The sequence below is a fragment of the Microtetraspora malaysiensis genome, assembly GCF_050947145.1.
In the GTDB taxonomy this organism is placed as follows: Bacteria; Actinomycetota; Actinomycetes; order Streptosporangiales; family Streptosporangiaceae; genus Microtetraspora_A; species Microtetraspora_A malaysiensis.
Window position 1 is genome coordinate 8278546 of record NZ_CP191998.1, and the last position, 15936, is coordinate 8294481.

13 protein-coding genes are annotated in these 15936 nt (G+C 70.3%); 4 read left to right on the forward strand and 9 right to left on the reverse strand.

Features of this window, described 5'->3' with window-relative positions; translation table 11 throughout:
• Window positions 1–177: 177 nt before the first annotated feature.
• The 6 genes from ACQP1V_RS38620 to ACQP1V_RS38645 all read right to left on the reverse strand — a co-directional run bounded on the left by ACQP1V_RS38620 (window position 178) and on the right by ACQP1V_RS38645 (window position 6272).
• Window positions 178–2082, reverse strand: coding sequence for a serine/threonine-protein kinase (locus ACQP1V_RS38620; protein WP_433415845.1), 1905 nt, complete (start codon window positions 2080–2082; stop codon window positions 178–180).
• 139 nt (window positions 2083–2221) lie between these two features.
• A complete protein-coding gene (locus ACQP1V_RS38625; protein ID WP_433415848.1) occupies window positions 2222–2701 on the reverse strand; it encodes a flavin reductase family protein in 480 nt (159 codons plus the stop codon).
• Window positions 2702–2831: 130 nt separating this feature from the next.
• A complete protein-coding gene (locus ACQP1V_RS38630; RefSeq protein WP_433415851.1) occupies window positions 2832–3740 on the reverse strand; it encodes an ABC transporter substrate-binding protein in 909 nt (302 codons plus the stop codon).
• A gap of 36 nt (window positions 3741–3776) precedes the next feature.
• Window positions 3777–4439, reverse strand: a complete 663-nt coding sequence (locus ACQP1V_RS38635) for an ABC transporter permease (protein ID WP_433415854.1) — start codon at window positions 4437–4439, stop codon at window positions 3777–3779.
• Window positions 4436–5098 carry an ABC transporter permease gene (locus ACQP1V_RS38640; protein ID WP_387415013.1) on the reverse strand — a complete coding sequence of 221 codons (663 nt, stop codon included), beginning with the start codon at window positions 5096–5098 and terminating at the stop codon, window positions 4436–4438. Before ACQP1V_RS38640 ends, ACQP1V_RS38635 begins: the two co-directional genes overlap by 4 nt.
• The gene (locus ACQP1V_RS38645; RefSeq protein WP_433415858.1) at window positions 5091–6272 is read right to left on the reverse strand and encodes an ABC transporter ATP-binding protein; all 1182 of its coding nucleotides are present in this window, start codon (window positions 6270–6272) and stop codon (window positions 5091–5093) included. Before ACQP1V_RS38645 ends, ACQP1V_RS38640 begins: the two co-directional genes overlap by 8 nt.
• 281 nt (window positions 6273–6553) lie before the next feature.
• Between ACQP1V_RS38645 and ACQP1V_RS38650 the strand changes: the two genes are divergently transcribed.
• Window positions 6554–8443, forward strand: coding sequence for a hypothetical protein (locus tag ACQP1V_RS38650; RefSeq protein ID WP_433415861.1), 1890 nt, complete (start codon window positions 6554–6556; stop codon window positions 8441–8443).
• A gap of 206 nt (window positions 8444–8649) precedes the next feature.
• Entirely contained in the window at window positions 8650–10008 is a 1359-nt protein-coding gene (locus ACQP1V_RS38655) for a hypothetical protein (RefSeq protein WP_433415863.1), read from the forward strand.
• Window positions 10009–10152: 144 nt separating this feature from the next.
• On the opposite strand, the gene ACQP1V_RS38660 is transcribed toward ACQP1V_RS38655, so the two are convergent.
• Together ACQP1V_RS38660 and ACQP1V_RS38665 are read right to left on the reverse strand one after the other, a co-directional pair.
• The gene (locus ACQP1V_RS38660) at window positions 10153–11325 is read right to left on the reverse strand and encodes an acyl-CoA dehydrogenase family protein (protein ID WP_387415020.1); all 1173 of its coding nucleotides are present in this window, start codon (window positions 11323–11325) and stop codon (window positions 10153–10155) included.
• On the reverse strand, window positions 11325–12395 hold the full coding sequence (locus ACQP1V_RS38665) for an acyl-CoA dehydrogenase family protein (protein ID WP_433415865.1): 1071 nt from the start codon (window positions 12393–12395) through the stop codon (window positions 11325–11327). The genes ACQP1V_RS38660 and ACQP1V_RS38665 overlap by 1 nt, the downstream gene beginning before the upstream one ends.
• A 275-nt stretch (window positions 12396–12670) precedes the next feature.
• On the opposite strand from ACQP1V_RS38665, the gene ACQP1V_RS38670 reads away from it, so the two are divergent.
• Window positions 12671–13330, forward strand: a complete 660-nt coding sequence (locus ACQP1V_RS38670) for a TetR family transcriptional regulator (protein WP_174550660.1) — start codon at window positions 12671–12673, stop codon at window positions 13328–13330.
• Between the two features lie 177 nt (window positions 13331–13507).
• On the forward strand, window positions 13508–14668 hold the full coding sequence (locus ACQP1V_RS38675; RefSeq protein WP_433415868.1) for a steroid 3-ketoacyl-CoA thiolase: 1161 nt from the start codon (window positions 13508–13510) through the stop codon (window positions 14666–14668).
• A 163-nt stretch (window positions 14669–14831) separates the two neighbouring features.
• On the opposite strand, the gene ACQP1V_RS38680 is transcribed toward ACQP1V_RS38675, so the two are convergent.
• Entirely contained in the window at window positions 14832–15932 is a 1101-nt protein-coding gene (locus ACQP1V_RS38680; RefSeq protein WP_433415871.1) for a C40 family peptidase, read from the reverse strand.
• Window positions 15933–15936: the final 4 nt, after the last annotated feature.

Below are 15936 nucleotides of genomic sequence, written 5' to 3' on the forward strand. Positions count from 1 at the left end.
GCGGCCGGCGGAGCGGTGCCCCGGCACAAGCCGGTACGGCGGCACGCGATCGGGACCTCACACCCGTACTTGTCCTTCAGCCGCCGATGCGTTCTCGCCGTCGGCTGACGGCGACCATCGGCTCATGCGCGGAGCGGTTCACCTCCCGCTGACGACGTCGAGTGGGGACGCGCTTGCTCAGTCGGGGGGGTTGAACGACTTGAACACGGACTGCATCGTCGGCTTGAAGGCGTCCCAGTTCTTCACGCGTACCTGCCAGCGGAGGTAGCAGCGCGACGGCCCGGCGGTGATCACCCGTTGGACCTCGCGATAGCCGCCCTTGAGCTCGATGGTCTCAGGGTCGGGATTGGCGGTGAAGGCGGTGAACTCCAGTTCGGCCGCCTGACCGGGCTCCAGGGACAGCTCGCGCATATCGATCCGCCGGTATTTGTTGCCGCCCTTGGCCTTGAGAGTCTGCTCCAGCTTGCTGAGGTACGCCATGGGCTCGCTGCCGCCGCCGAGCACCTGCACAGTGAGGACCGCGCGGCCCTTCGGGTCCGACCATCCCTGCACGCCGTACTCGCCGTGGCCGTTCGTCCAGGACTTGGGCACGCGGATGCTCCACCCCTCCTCGGAGGAGAACGGCTGGAGGGGCAACGGCCGCGTGGACGTCGCGGCTGACGCATTGTCGTTGCCCACCCCGCCATCCGCCGTCGCGGCATCGAGGAGGTTCCAGGCGACCGTCGTCACCACGGCCAGCACCACGGCGACAGCCGCGGCCAGCAGCGCCCAGTGGCCCAGGCCCCACCCGGACGTCCGCGCGCGCCACGCCGGGTGCGTCGGCGACCCCATGGGGTGCGGCCTCGGTCCGGGTCCGGAAGGCGCGTGCTGCGGGTGCGCGCCCCCTGGCCAGGCTCCGTCGCGCCCGGCGCCGGGCATCGGCCCTCCCGGCGGGGTACGGCCCGGCCCGGGGCCTCCGGGCATCGGAAGCCCGGTCATCGAGGGCCCGGCGACGCGATCGCCCGGCACACCGCCGTTGGGCGCGAATCCTCCGGCCGGAGGACCGCCCGGCACGGCGAGCCCGGGCATGGACTGTCCCGAGATGCGGTCGCCGGGCATGGCACCGCGTGGGGCGTGACCTCCCGGCATCGCGCCGCCGGGGACGGGAATCCCGGGCGCCGAGGGACCGGAAACACGGTTACCCGGCGCACCGCCGTACGGCCCGAAGCCGCCGGGCACCGCGCCACCGGGCGCGGGGCCGGGCATCGGACCGCCCGGCATCGGGCCGGCGACCGCGGCCAGCAGCCGGTCCGCCTCCTCCGCGCCGACGCGATACGCCGGGTCCTTGACCAGCAGCCCGGCGAGGGCGGGGCGGACCTCGGGCGGCACCTGGCCGAGGTCGGCCTGCTCGTTGCTGATGAGGGCCCCGAGCACCGCCATCGCGCTGTCCCGGTGGAAGGGCGACCTGCCGGTCAGCAGCGCGTACAGCGTCGCGCCGAGTGACCAGAGGTCGGAGGCGGGCCCGGCCTGCGTCCCGGTGACCCTCTCGGGGGCGATGAAGCTGGGCGACCCGGTGACCATCCCGGTCCTGGTGAGCGACGTGTCTTCCTCGAACGTGGCGATGCCGAAGTCGGTGAGGACGATCCGGCCGTCCCGCCCGACCAGGATGTTGGCGGGCTTGACGTCGCGGTGGATGACGCCGGCCGCGTGGGCGCAGGTGAGCGCGGAGAGCACCTCGCGCCCGATCTCGGCGACCCGGGCGGCGGGCAGGGGACCGTCCTCGGTGACGATGTCGTCCAGCGACCGCGACGGGACGAGCTCCATGACGATCCACGGGCGGTCGTCCTGCTGGACGGCGTCGTAGATGGCGATGATGCCCCGGTGGTTGAGCCGCGCGGCGGTCCGCGCCTCTCGCGTGGCGCGTTCGATCAGCTCGGCGCGCTGCTCGTCGCCGACTCCGGGCGGGAGGATGACCTCCTTGACCGCGATCGGCCGGTCCAGGACGGTGTCGTGCCCCTCCCAGACGGCTCCCATCCCGCCCTGGCCAAGGGGACGGATCAACCGATAACGGCCAACGATGACCGGAGGATTGGCTGTCGTCACCGTGGCACCATCCATTGAAAAGCGTGTCGTCGATTGAAAAGTGGGTCGTCGATCGACGTTCGATCATGCCACAGCGATCCGGACCAAAGTGGCATTCATCGCCAAACGGGCAGGTCACACCCGGGGTGGGTGAGCGAGATCAGGACACCGGCCGATAGCGCGCGCGGAGCCGTACGAACGGGGCCTTCCCGGGATGGATGTAGTCGACCGCCACCACAGAGGCGATGAAGAGCATGTGATCTCCGGCCGGAACCACCTGGGACGTCTCCACCTCCAACGCGGCTACACCGCCGTCCACGATCAGCGCCTCACTGTGCGGCCCGCGGTGGTGGGGCGCGCCGGCCAGCAGCAACCGGGCGCTCGGACGGCCCGGCGTGGCGAAGCGGGAGGCGATCGCCTGCTGCCCGTCGGCGAGGACGGTGACCGCCCAGCGGTCCCGGCGCAGCAGCATCTCGGTGAGGTAGCTCTCGGAGGCGATGCTCACCAGGACGAGGGGCGGATCGAGCGACACCGACATCAGCGTGGAGACCGTGGCCCCCACGTCGTCCCTGTCCTCCCGTACGGTGACCACCGAGACGCCGGCGGCCAGTTGCCCCATCGCCTCGACGAACTCGCCCACCACGCGCTCCCGCGACCTCGTCCGATCGTTGCGGTCAGAGCCTATGCCTCCGGCCGATCTCCCCGCCGGGCGCGCCCGCGTCGCCGGTGGACCGGGAACGCGGGCGGCCGCCACGGGAGAGCGCCCTGGGTCAGACCAGGCCGTTCTGGGAGAGCCAGTCCTTGGCGACCACCGGCGGGTCGTCCTTGTCGACGGAGATCCGCTTCATCAGCGTCACGAGGGTGGCGGTGTCGAGCTTGGCGGAGATGGCGTCGAGCGTGGAAGTGACGGTGTCGTTCACGCCCGGCTTGTAGACGAGGGGCGCGATGTTGTCCGCGCCGAAGGCGTTCTTGGTGTCCTGCAGCGAGACGAGGTCGTTCAGCAGGATCTTGGGGTCGGTGGTGAAGACGTTGCCCACCTGGACGGCGCCGCTCTTGATCGCGTCGGCGGTCGCGTCACCCGTGGGCTTCCACTCCTTGAACTCCAGACCGTAGGCGTCCGCGAAGTTCTTCTCCTGGCGCTCCTTGAACTCCGGCGGGCCGCCGACGACGAAGTCCTTGGACACCTTGGCCAGGTCCTCGATCGTGGTCAGGTTGTGCTTCGTCGCGGTCTCCTTGGTGACCGTCAGCGAGTTGTTGTCCTCGGCGTCGGCGGGCTGCAGGACCTCCAACTCCGCGGGAAGCGCCGTCTTCAGCCCGGCAAGAATGTCGTCCTTGGTCTTGGCCGTGCTGTTCTTGTCCACGAACGCGAGCAGCGATCCGACGTACTCAGGCAACACGGTCAGGCCGCCGGTCTTGATCTGGCCGTACACGATCTCGCGGCTGCCGATGTTGGGCTTCTCCTCGACGGTGACGCCCTTGGCCTGGAGCCCCTGGGCGTAGATCGACGCGAGGAGCACGCTCTCGGGGAAGTTGAAGGAGCCCACGACCACCTTCTTCGCCTCTCCCGGAGTCGCGGACGCGGTGGCGGAGGACAGGGGGTCGGACCCGCCGCCGCCGCAGGCGGTCAAGGCGAGCGCCGCGGTCACCACGACCGCGACGGTACTGAGAAGGCGTTTCATCACTATTCCCTTCATAATTGGGGGGTAAAGTATAGATTACCGGACCCGCCGGACGCCGGGTGAGACCGCTACTCGCGAGAGCAGCGTGAACCCGGCCTGGGCCGCCAGGGCCAGCGCGACGACGAGGAAGGCGCCGCCGATCGTGATCGTGTAGTTCTTGGTCGCGAGGCCGTCCATGATGAAGCGGCCGAGCCCGCCCAGTCCCACGTAGGCCGCCACCGTGGCCGTCGCCACGACCTGGATCGCCGCGAGGCGCAGGCCCAGCAGGATCAGCGGCAGCGCGACCGGCACGAGCACCTTGAAGAGGACCTGCGGCCCGCGCAGGCCCATGCCGTACGCGGCGTCCCGCAGATCGGGGTCCACACCCCGCACGCCCTCGTACGTGTTGACCAGGATGGGCGGGACGGCGAGCAGGACCAGCGGGATGAGCACCGGCCACGTGCTGCCCACCCCCACGAGCAGCACGACCAGCACAAGGATGCCGAGGGTGGGCAGCGCCCGGGCGGCGTTCGCGCTGACCACGACGATGAACGAGCCGCGGCCGGTGTGCCCGACCCAGAGCCCGAGCGGGATCGCCACAGCCGCCGCCAGCAGCAGCGCGACCACGGAGAACTCCAGGTGCTCAAGCAGGCGCGCGGGGATGCCTCCCGGCCCCGACCAGTTCGCCGGGTTCGAGAAGAAGTCGATCAGCCAGTTCACGCCCGCCTCCACGGGGTCAGCAGCCGCTGCGCCAGCACGAGCAGGCCGTCCGCGATGACCGCGAGCAGGACCGTCGCCACGATGCCGACCACGATCGGCGTGGTGAACTGGCGCTGCCACCCGTCGATGAACAGGTAGCCGAGCCCGCCCTGGCCGATGAGCGCGCCCACACTGACCAGGCTGATGCTGGAGACGGTGGCGACCCGCAGGCCCGCGAGCACGACCGGTACGGCCAGGGGCAGCTCGACCCGCACCAGCCGGCGCAGCGGGGTGAACCCCATGGCGACCGCGGATTTCCGCACGTGGTCCGGGATCGAGGTGAGCCCGTCCACCACGGCCGGGATGAGGATCGCCAGCGAATAGAACGTCAGCGGCACGATGACCGTCGCCTGCCCGAGGCCGGTGATCGCGAGCATCACAATGAAGATCGCGATCGACGGCAGCGAGTAGACCACGTTCATCACGCTCACCGTGGGCTGATAGAGCCACCGCCAGCGGGCGCACGCCAGGCCGAGGGGCACCGCCAGCAACAGCCCGAAGAGCACGGGCAGGAACGCCATGACAATGTGCGACTCCAGCAGCGCGAGGATGCTGTCCGGCCGGCCGGTGTCCCAGTTGCGCCAGATCCAGTCCCAGCGCACCAAGGGTTCGTCACCCACGCGGACCCTCCCCGTCGGTGTGATCGCCCGGCCCGGGATCCGGTGGCGCGTGCCCGTCGGGCCCCGACGCCTCCGCCGGCACCTCCGGGGCCGATCCCGGCGCGGCAGCCGCCGACGTCCGGTGCGCTTCCTCGGGCCGCGAGTCTCCCGGGGCCGGCGTCGTGTGGCGCGCGGCGTACTGGCCGAGCACCTCGTCCAGCGCCTCCCGCGTGGCGACGCCGATCGCCCGGCCGTCCTCGTCGACCGCGACCGCCGTGCCGTTGACCGCGAGCAGGGCCGCGTCCAGCGCAGCGCGCAGCGAGTCCCGCTCCGGATTGAACGTCCCGTACGGCAGGAGCCCGCCCGTGGTCCGCCAGCCGAGCGGGTGGCCGGAGGCGTCCAGCGCGAGGTCGGCGGGGACCGCGGCCAGCCGGATGTCCTTGGCGGGGATGAACGACAGCCGGCGGATGCCCCGATCACGGCCGAGGAACTCGCGGACGAAGTCGTCCGCGGGCTCGGTGAGCAGCGTCGCGGGCCCGGCCATCTGGGCCAGACGGCCGCCGACGCGCATGACGGCGACCGTGTCGCCCAGCTTGATCGCCTCGTCGATGTCGTGGGTGACGAACACGATCGTCTTCTGCAGGTCGGACTGCAGCCGGAGCAACTCGTCCTGCAGGCTCGTCCGGACGACCGGATCGACGGCGCTGAACGGCTCGTCCATCAGCAGCACCGGCGGATCCGCGGCGAGGGCCCGGGCCACGCCCACCCGCTGCTGCTGGCCTCCCGAGAGCTGGAAGGGATACCGCCGGGCGAGTCCGGCGTCCAGGCCGACCCGTTCGAGCAGCTCCATCGCGCGGGCGCGGGCCCGCTTCTTGTCCCACCCGAGCAGGTACGGCACGGTCGCGACGTTGTCCACGATCTTGCGGTGCGGGAACAGGCCCGCCTGCTGGATGACGTATCCGATGCCCCGGCGCAGCGTGGGCGGGTCGATCTGCCGCACGTCCTGGCCGTCGAGGAGGATCCGGCCGCCCGTGGCGTCGATCATCCGGTTGATCATCCGCAACGAGGTCGTCTTGCCACATCCCGACGGCCCGACGAACACCGTGATCGCTCCTGTGGGCGCCTCAAGACTGAGGTCGTCCACGGCGACCGTCCCGTCGTCGTAGCGTTTGGTGACGCCTTCAAATGTGATCACAGGAACCTCGTCCTCCGGAAGTTTGCGATCACGTCAACAACCCCGAGGCCCCTACCGTTCCCCTGAGCTCTGCTCAGCCACATGATCCCCCTCAGCCAGCTTATGCGGGACATCTCGCCCGCCATGTCCCATCTCTGGAGGAAATGGAACGGATGATTGATCTCTTAAATTACTTACTAAATATCTATCAAAGGGCCTTGGGAATGCCGCGGTGGCCCCGTGACGTCTTGGCATGATTGACTACACTCTCCGCACTCGCACCAACCTCAGAGGAACCGGCAGTGACAACACCGCTCACTGATCAGCGCTCCCGCAGTGAGCTGATCGCCGAGCTCTACGAGCGTCACGCCGCCGGGCTGTTCGCCTACTGCCACGACCAGCTCGGCGAGACCAGCTCCGCCGCCGACGCCGTTGTGTCCATCTTCACGGGCGTGCCGACCGACCCCTCCCCCGCCCGCGCCGCGCTGTACGCGCTGGCCCGGCGCGAGATCTACCGCCGGGACGTCAGCTACGCGCTCCCGGCCGTCGACTCGGTCGCCGACCCGGCCACCGCGCTGATCGAGCGGGTCTTCCGGGACATCCGTCCCCACCAGCGGGAAGTCCTCCTGCTGTCCGCCGTCTGCGGCCTGACCACCAGTGAGCTCTCCTGGGTGTTCGAGGTCGCCACCGACACCGCGGCCGAGCTCACACTCAGCGCGCGCCGCCGCTTTTCCCAGACTCTCATCACCGCGACGACCGCGGCTCGGTCGGCCCCGTACGTGCCGGTGGGCGTCGCCGAAGTCTACGACGCGATCGTCGTCTCGCCGATCGAGGACGTCCTGGCCCGGCTGCCCTGGCGTCGCCCGGCCGCCGCGATGCGCGCCCGGGTTCTCTCCTCCCTGCCGGTGGAGGAGGTCGACGAGACCGCCGCCACCCCGACGACGACGCTGCCGACGCGGAAGCTGTGGCCCACCACGCCCGCGTGGCCGCTGCCGCTCACCGACCCCAACCAGGTGACCAACACCTGCGTGCTCCCCGCCGAGGCCCTTGTACCGCCGAAGCCGGGGCGCCGGTCGAAGCACGAGGCGACGACCGAGCCGATGCCCCGGCTGCGTCCCTCGCTGCTGGCGGCGTTCACCGAGCGCAAGCGCCGCGCCGTCTCGTCCCAGCCCGCCGACGCCCCTACGGACGCGGACGTTCCTATGGATCAGGGGACGGAGACGGTTTCGGCCCCGGATCCGGCAGCCGTTTCCGGCTCGATCTGGGACTCACCCCGAACCTCGGCGGCACCGAACCGGGCAGCCGCTTCCGGCTCGACTCCGGCGTCCGGGGCGGTGCTCCCGGCACCGATCGAGACCGCGCCCCCTGTTACCCCCGAGCCGGCGTTTCCGGCACGGACCGAGTCGGGACGCGTCGACCCGGCCGATCCTCTCTTCCAGGTCCGTACGAAGTCCGAGCTCCCGGCTCGACGTGAGGCGCGGTTCCCGGTTCGGACCGAGTCCCGGCTCCCGGCCCAGTCCGAGCCACTGTTCCCGGCACGGACCGAGTCCCGGCTCCCGGCCCAGCTTGAGCCGATGGTCCCGTCTCCGGCGGAGGCGCCGCTTCCGGTACGGCCCGAGGCGACTTCTCCGGCGTCCAACACGGCGGGATCCGTCATGTCGGCCGAAACGCTGCAGTTCGCCGCGTTCCGCTCCGCCGAGGAGACGTCCACCACGTCGGCCCTCCCGGCCCTGTCCGGCTCCCCGATGCCCGAGGCCGAGGTGGTGGTCACCGCCGCGAGCGGTGTCGCGGAGCGGAAGCCCGCCCCGGCCCAGCTCACCGAGCCGGCCGAGATCGCCACGACGACCGACGGCGGAACGGCGGCTCCGCGCGGCAGGCGAGCCAAGCGGCGCGCCGCCGAGCAGGCGGCCAAGGTCGCGGAGAGCGCGGCTGAGACGACGACCCCGGCGGCCCCGTCCATAGCGAAGGCCGACTCGGAGACCGAGGACGCCACCGCGGCGACACCCAAGGCGGCCAAGGCCGCAGCCAAAGCAGCGGCCAAAGCAGCGGCCGAGGCGAACCAGACCAGGAGGAAGGCGCACCGGCGCCGCGAGCGTCACTATGACTGGGCCTGGGAAGTCATCGGGTTCCTGATCTGCGTGGCGATCGCCATGCTCGTCTTTTTCTCCATGCAGACCTTCGTCACTCCCTGACCCGCGAAAGACCGCCGCGAGAGCCGGCGGCACAGCACGGCCACCGACGCCTACGACGCCACGGCACGGAAGGCGCCATTGGTGACTCCAACTCGGTGGCGCGGCCGCGGATCACTCAGCTAATCTTCACCTCGTTCGAGTGCAGCCGTAGATCTCCACTGCCTGATTTGCTGCCCGACCATCGGCGTCCATGGAGGAAGGTCTACGTGCTGACACGTCGTCGTGCCCTGTTCACGCTCACCGGATCGGTGTTCCTGCTGGGCGGGTGCCGCTTACCCGGCGTACTGACCGGGGTGGAGAAGACGCGCGACGCCACGGACATGCAGGCCGACGTCAAGCGCTTCATCGAACGCCGCAACGCCGCGCTGCGCTCCGGTGACGAGCAGGCCTGGCTCGCGGACGTCGACACGTCCAACGCCGCGCTGATGGCGAGCCAGAAGCTGCACTTCGCGAACCTGCGCAAGTTCAAGTGGGAGACCCTGCAGCTGTCCAGCGGACCTGGCAGCGGCCCGCTGGTCGCCGAGCCCCAGCGCCACACCAAGACGCTGCCGCAGGGCGCCGACGGCTTCAAGGTCCGCATGCTCTCCAAGATCGCCAGCGTCGACAGGGACAGCAGCGCCAGCGATTTCATCTACCTGTTCGCGATGATGAACGGGAAGTACACGCTGGTCGACATCGGGCCCGACACCGACGGCCGCGGGACGACCTACGACTCGCCGTGGGAGCTGACCCCGCTGACCGTCGCCAAGCGCGGGGACGTGGTGCTGGTCACGGACGGATCGGTGCCCGACTTCGCCACCTACGCCAAGGTCGCCACCAGGGCCAGCGCCGAGGTGCGCCGCGACTGGCTGGGCAACCCGGCGCCCGCCGGCTTCGCCCTGTTCCTGACCGCCAGGCCCGCCAGCTACAAGAAGTGGTTCGGCGCGGGCACGCCCACCTGGTCGGAGGGCGTGGAGATCCCCCTGCACGGCGCCACCGCCGACAAGATCGAGGCCACGGGCAACTACGTGGGCTCCCGCATCGTGGTCAACATGCAGATGGCCATCAAGGCGGACAACCCGCTGGGGGTGATGAAGCACGAGATCACCCATGCGATCTCCACGGTGGTGCAGCCGGTCGACATCGAACTCGGCCCGGTGGGCGGCGCCGCCGGCACGGGGCTGAGCCTGTCCACGCCTCGGTGGGCCGTCGAGGGCTTCGCCCGCTACATCGAGAGCCGCGGGACCCCGGCGGCCGCCGACCGGTGGGTGATCCGTGACGGCCTGGCCAAGGGCCTGCTGCGCGCGGACCTGCCCAACAACGAGCACTTCTACGATGACAAGTACCGCTCGTTCAACTACTCGCTGGGCTGGTCGCTGTTCCAGTTCATCGCCGAGGCCAAGGGCCACGCGACCGCGCTCAAGGTCTACCTGGGCCTGATATCGAGGCGGAACTTCGGCAACATGCAGGGCAGCGACGCGCTCTTCGACACGCTGTACCGCCTCAAACTGCAGAGGGACGCGTTCGTCACCACGAGAAACTCCCTGTTCTGGCAGCAGTGGACCGCCTTCCTGCACAAGATGTGACGTCAGGCGAGCACGGCGTTGACCCCGGCCCTGGCCTCCTCCTGGACCGGGGCCAGGGGGCCGGCCCCCTGAAGGACTCGGCGTAGATCTTGTAGACGGCCTCCGTGCCCAAGGGGCGGGCGGAGCGGCCGGACGACGGGGCGCTCAGCGGGGCGGCTTGGGGAGCTGGAGGCCGAGCATCGCGATGAGCTCCCGCTGCACCTCGTTGACCCCGCCGCCGAAGGTGAGGACGAGGCCGCCCTTCACACCGCGATCGACACGTTCGATCAGGTCGCGTGTCTCCTCGTCGCCCGGGTCGCCGTACCGGGCGAGGGTGTCGCCGACGATGCGGCCGGCTTCCTGTATCCGCTCAGAGGAGTAGATCTTGGTGGCGGAGGCGTCGGGAGCGCCCAGCCACCCGAGGTCCATGTTGGCCGCCACCTGCCAGTTCAGCAGCTCATTGGTCCGGAAGTACGCGTACACCTGGGCGACCGCCCGCCGTACCGCCGGGTTCTCGATCAGGGGCCTGCCGTCGCGGCCGGACTTCTCCTTGGCCCACCGGAGGAACCGGACGTACGTGTGACCGATGTGCCCCGCCGGGCCGAGCGTGACCCGCTCGTGGTTCAGCTGGTTGACGATCAGGTCCCAGCCCTTGTTGACCTCCCCGACCACCATGTCCACCGGAACGCGGACGTCGCTGTAGTACGTCGCGTTCGTATGGTGCCGGCCGTCCATCGTGATGATCGGTGTCCAGGAGAAGCCGGGGTCGGCACAGTCGGCGATCATCATGGTGATCCCCCGATGCTTCTTCGCGGCGGGGTCGGTACGGGCGGCGAGCCAGACGTACTGCGCGTGGTGCGCCCCCGAGGTGAAGATCTTCTGCCCGTTCACCACGTAGTGGTCGCCATCCCTGACCGCCGTGGTCCGCAGCGAGGCGAGGTCGGTGCCCGCCTCCGGCTCGCTGTATCCGACCGCGAAGTGGCACTCGCCCGCCAGGATGCGGGGGAGGAAGAACTCCTTCTGCTCGGCCGTGCCGTACTGCATGAGGGTCGGGCCCACGGTGCCGACCGTGATGATCGGATATGGCACCTCGGCGAGGGCGATCTCGTTCGCGAAGATCTGCTGTTCCAGCGGGCCGTAGCCGCCTCCGCCGTACTCCTTGGGCCACCCGAGGCCCAGCTTGCCGTCCCGGCCGAGCTTCCTGCAGTGCTCCATGTACGCGGGCCCGAACGGATCTTTCGAGATCTTCTCGCGGTCATCCGGGGTGATGCAGCCCGCGAAGTATTCGCGCAGCTCGTCGCGGATCCGGCGTTGTTCCCGTGTGAGTTCGATGAACATCAGACCAGGGCTCCGATCAGGTCGAGCTGGGCCTCCGCGCCGCCGAGCAGGTTGGCGGCGTGTTTGCTCCAGGCGAAGTAACGGTGCAGCGGGTAGGTCACGTCCAGCCCCATGCCTCCGTGCAGGTGCTGGCAGGTGTACAGGGCCCGCACCACGCTGTCCGACGCGGTGTACGCGGCGATCGCCAGGTCCTCCTCGGCGGGCAGCCCCTCGGCCAGCCGCCACACTCCCGACCAGACGGCCACGTCGACGGTCCGTGCCGCGATGTAGACGTCGGCGATCTGCATGCTCACGGCCTGGAACTCGGCCAGAGCCCGGTCGAACTGCCTGCGGGTCTTGATGTAGTCGGTGGTGAGTCTGAGCGCGCCCGCGAGGACCCCGGAGGCGGTCGCCGTGATCCCGGCGAGGGCGTGCAGCCGGAGCGCCTCGTAGGCGCGGCCGTCCGCCTCTCCCACGGGCTCGCCGGGCACATCGTCCATGGCGATCATCGCACCCGGCTCTCCCGTGGACAGCGGCATGTCCTGTACGGCGACCGCGGCCGGATCGACCAGGAACAACCCGACGCCCGCCCCCTCCACGTGGGCGGGCACCAGGATCCGTGACGCGGCGGCGGCGTGGGACACCATGCTCATCCGCCCGGTGATGCGACCGTCCCTGGCGGACGTCGCGGGCGGCTCCGCGAAGCCCGCGCCAGGTTCGCGCAGCCCGACCGTCAGCATCGCCGTCCCCTCGGCCAAGGGGGCGAGGGCCTCCTTCTGCGCGGCGGTGCCGTACCGGCCGATGGTGAGCGCGGCGACCAGGCTGGACAGCGCCGGCACCGGAGCGACGTGCGCGCCGACCTCCCGGAGGATCACCGCCATCTCGATCGGGCCGAGCCCCGCGCCGCCCGCCTCCTCCGGCAGGCACACGCCCAGCAGTCCGGCCTGCGCCATCGCCGCCCAGATCTTCGAGTCGTACGGCAGGCCGGACGCCTCGTGCGCCTCGATTTCGGCGTGGGTCGCGGCGCGGTCGAGGACGTCCGCCGCGAGGGTGCGCAACTCCGTCTGCGTCTCGTCCAGATTGAAGTCCATCGGATCTCCAGGGGTCGTCGGATGGCGAACGTGTCAGCGAACCGGATCATGGTGGGTGGTGCTGTCCGAGCGCGGTTGTCTGGACCTCTCCGGCCGTCGCCTCCTCCACAGCCACTCCCCCGCAAAGTAGAACACGCTCTAATCCGTGTCCAGAGCGCGCTCTTTCTGATCTGTCAGGGCATCCGACGGCACCAAGAAAGTCATGCAAGACCGAGCTTCGTTGTGACTGGTGAGTAACCGTCCAGGAGGGGGAAGAAGTCAGATAACGTGTTCTTATGCGTAGTCCGCATGCCGTCATCGAGGCCGCGACGCCGGTCCCGGAAGGGGCAGCCAGCGTGGAGAACCACCCGTCCGCCGCGACCACCCCCGGCGCCCGCACCCGTAGTCAGCTCCAGCGGCGCAAGCGCATCGTGCAGGCCGCGGCCGCCCTCGCATCACGCGGCGGCGTCGAGGCCATGCAGATGCGGACCGTCGCCGAGCGGGCGGGCGTCGCGCTTGGCACGCTCTATCGCTACTTCCCGTCCAAGATGGATCTCGTCGTGGCCGTCGTGGGCGAGGAGATCGATCTGCTGGAGTCGAGCATCCAGCGCCGGCCGCCAAGCGCGCCGACCGCCTCGGGGCGCGCCGTCGACGTCCTGATGCGCGCCACCCGGGGACTGATGCGCGAGCCGGAGCTCGCCGACGCGCTGCTCCGGTCGCTGATCATGACCGAGGTGGAGACGCCGTTCGGCGACCGGATGGCCAGGCTCCTGCTCCGCGTCGCCGGAGAGGGACTGACCGTCGAGCTGGCCACGGAGGACCAGCTCACCCTCGCGAACTCGCTCGCCAGCGTGTGGGTCCACGAGCTGCTCGAAATGCTTCGGGGGCTGCGGACCTACGAGCAGATCCAGCATCGGCTCGAAATCGTCTCCGCTCGTCTGCTGATGGACTTCTAGCCCACTCCCCCTCCTGCCCGAAACGGCCGGTGACCCGCGGAGATCGTTCGGCGGCCGGCGCCGTACGTCCGCCGCTCGGCACGGGCCGCTCACCGGACCGGCCCCGACCTTCCACCGAAATGTGGAACCAGTTACAGTCCCGAACTGGAACAAGGTTCTGAAACGGAGGAGGTCCCCGTGGGCACGCCGGTGATTGTCGAGGCGGTACGCACTCCGATCGGGAAGCGGAACGGTTGGCTCGCCGGCCTGAAATCGCAGGCCGTGCTGGCGACCACTCTCAAGGGGTTGGTCGAGAAGTCCGGCATCGACCCCGCGATCGTCGGCCAGGTCTTCGCGGGCTGTGTGACCCAGGCGGGCGAGCAGGGCGGGCACATCGGCCGACACGCCTGGCTCTACGCCGGCCTGCCGTACCAGACCGGCGTGACGACGATCGACGCCCAGTGCGGATCGTCCCAGCAGGCGGTTCACCTCGTGGCCGCGATGATCCAGGCCGGCGTCATCGAGGTGGGCATCGCCTGCGGCGTCGAGGTGATGAGCCGGCAGCCGTTGATGAGCAACGTGCAGCCCGCCCGGCCCCGGCCCGACGACTGGTCGGTCGACCTTCCCAACCAGTTCCAGGCCGCGGAGCGGATCGCGCAGCGGCGCGGCATCACCCGTGAACGTCTGGACGCCTTCGGTGCCCGATCGCAGCGGCTGGCCGCCAAGGCATGGGCCGACAACCGGTTCGAGCGCGAAATCCTCCCGGTGGTCGCGCCCGTGCTCGACGGGGACGGACAGCCGACCGACGAGAACCAGACCGTCATCAGGGACCAGGGGCTGCGCGAGACCACGGTCGAGGGGCTCGCCCGGCTCCGCCCGGTGTTGGGCGAGGAGGGGCTGCACACGGCCGGCACGTCGTCGCAGATCTCCGACGGCGCGGCGGCCGTGCTGCTCATGAGCGAGGAGGCCGCCGCACGGCAGGGCCTGCGTCCGCGGGCGCGGATCCTGGCCCAGGCACTCGTCGGCAGCGAGCCCTACTACCACCTGGACGGGCCGGTGGACGCGACAGCCAAGGTGTTCGCGCAGACGGGGATGACGGCGAGCGACATCGACCTGTTCGAGGTGAACGAGGCGTTCGCCTCCGTCGTCCTGTCGTGGGCGTCCGTACACGGACCCGACATGGACCGCGTCAACGTCAACGGCGGTGCGATCGCGCTGGGGCATCCGGTCGGCGCCACCGGCTCCCGACTGATCACCACCGCGCTGCACGAGCTGGAGCGGTCCGACTCGTCCACCGCGCTGATCTCCATGTGCGCCGGAGGCGCGCTCGCCACCGCCACGATCATCGAACGTCTGTGACATCCCCAACGTCTCCACTTCCGGCCCTCGCCGCTCCACTTCCGACCTCGATCTCCACGCTTCCGGCCCCCTTCCTCCCCACCCCCGGTTCCTGACTCCTGGTCCGGGTTTCCGGTGCCCTGACTCTCGCTCCGCCCAGGGCACCGGCTTCCCGGGCAGGGCGTCAGGCGGGGCGGACCGCGCCGCGAAAAGTCGTCATGTAGTGACGGGAGCCGAGAACGTCCACCTTCTTGACGACGTCACCCGTCTTCGGGGCGTGGATCATCGCGCCACCCCCGGCGTACAAGCCCACGTGAGTCGGGTCGCCCCGGCTCCCTCCGAAGAACATGAGATCGCCCGGGCGCACCTCATCGAGAGCGACCCTGTTGCCCTGCCGGAACTGCGTGCCCGTGTAGTGGCCGAGCTCGACCCCTGCTTTGGCCCATGCCGCCATCACAAGGCCGGAGCAGTCGAATCCGACCCGCGCCGCACCTCTGCCGACTCCCTTGCTCGGGCCACCGGCCGCTCCGCCACCCCACGTGTATGGCGTGCCGAGCCAGCTCTCCGCCGCCTTGACCGCGACATCACCGCGCGTCGCCACCGCCGGCTCGCCCTGGGTGCCGGTCGCCTTCGGACCGAGTTCTCCGGCCTTCACGGGCGGAGCTCCCGATGTCGCCGTGCCGTCCGCCGCTGCCTCACCGGGGGTCTCCGCACAGTCCTCGAACTGGTCCGGACGGGTGGAGCCGGCGACACCGAGGAGCGACTCCTCCCCCTCGGCCCGCTGTTCCCCGACGGCCGTCGTCGCGCCTGCGGGCAGAGCCGCGGAGTGCTGCGCCTGCCGTGTCCACAGCTCCGTGTGGGCCAGGGCCACCCAGCGCTCGATCCAACGAACGAGGGCTTCACCGCTCGCTCCGATCGGGGGCCAACCGCCGACGAGAGGCCCGTCGCCGGTTGAGCGCCAGATCGGCACCGCGGTTCGGATGCCGACCGCGCCCGCGACCCCGGCGCCTGCCGCCCAAGCGGTCTCCGTCCGGATGTCGCCTCCACGCCGGCCGTCGGTTTCTTCCGGCCGCCGACTACGAGCGCCGTACCGCGATCGGCCGGTCGCGCCCTCCAGCGACCAGGTGCCGCTCTCGAGCCCACGTGGCGGCCCAGGTGGACCGCAGAGGCTCGGGACCGGCGTGTCACGCGCAGAAACCTTCGCGGTCTCCGTCGCGGGGCCGGTGACGGTCACTCCGGCGATGGCCGCGGTGCCGAGCTTGACGGCGAGCATGACGGGGATCATGTGC

Excerpts from the sequence above, each read along its gene's own strand:
- ACQP1V_RS38665 (WP_433415865.1), bottom strand. The coding sequence starts at position 12,395 with ATGGACTTCAATCTGGACGAGACGCAGACGGAGTTGCGCACCCTCGCG.
- ACQP1V_RS38660 (WP_387415020.1), bottom strand. The coding sequence starts at position 11,325 with ATGTTCATCGAACTCACACGGGAACAACGCCGGATCCGCGACGAGCTG.
- ACQP1V_RS38680 (WP_433415871.1), bottom strand. The coding sequence starts at position 15,932 with ATGATCCCCGTCATGCTCGCCGTCAAGCTCGGCACCGCGGCCATCGCC.
- ACQP1V_RS38630 (WP_433415851.1), bottom strand. The coding sequence starts at position 3,740 with ATGAAACGCCTTCTCAGTACCGTCGCGGTCGTGGTGACCGCGGCGCTC.
- ACQP1V_RS38670 (WP_174550660.1), top strand. The coding sequence starts at position 12,671 with ATGCGTAGTCCGCATGCCGTCATCGAGGCCGCGACGCCGGTCCCGGAA.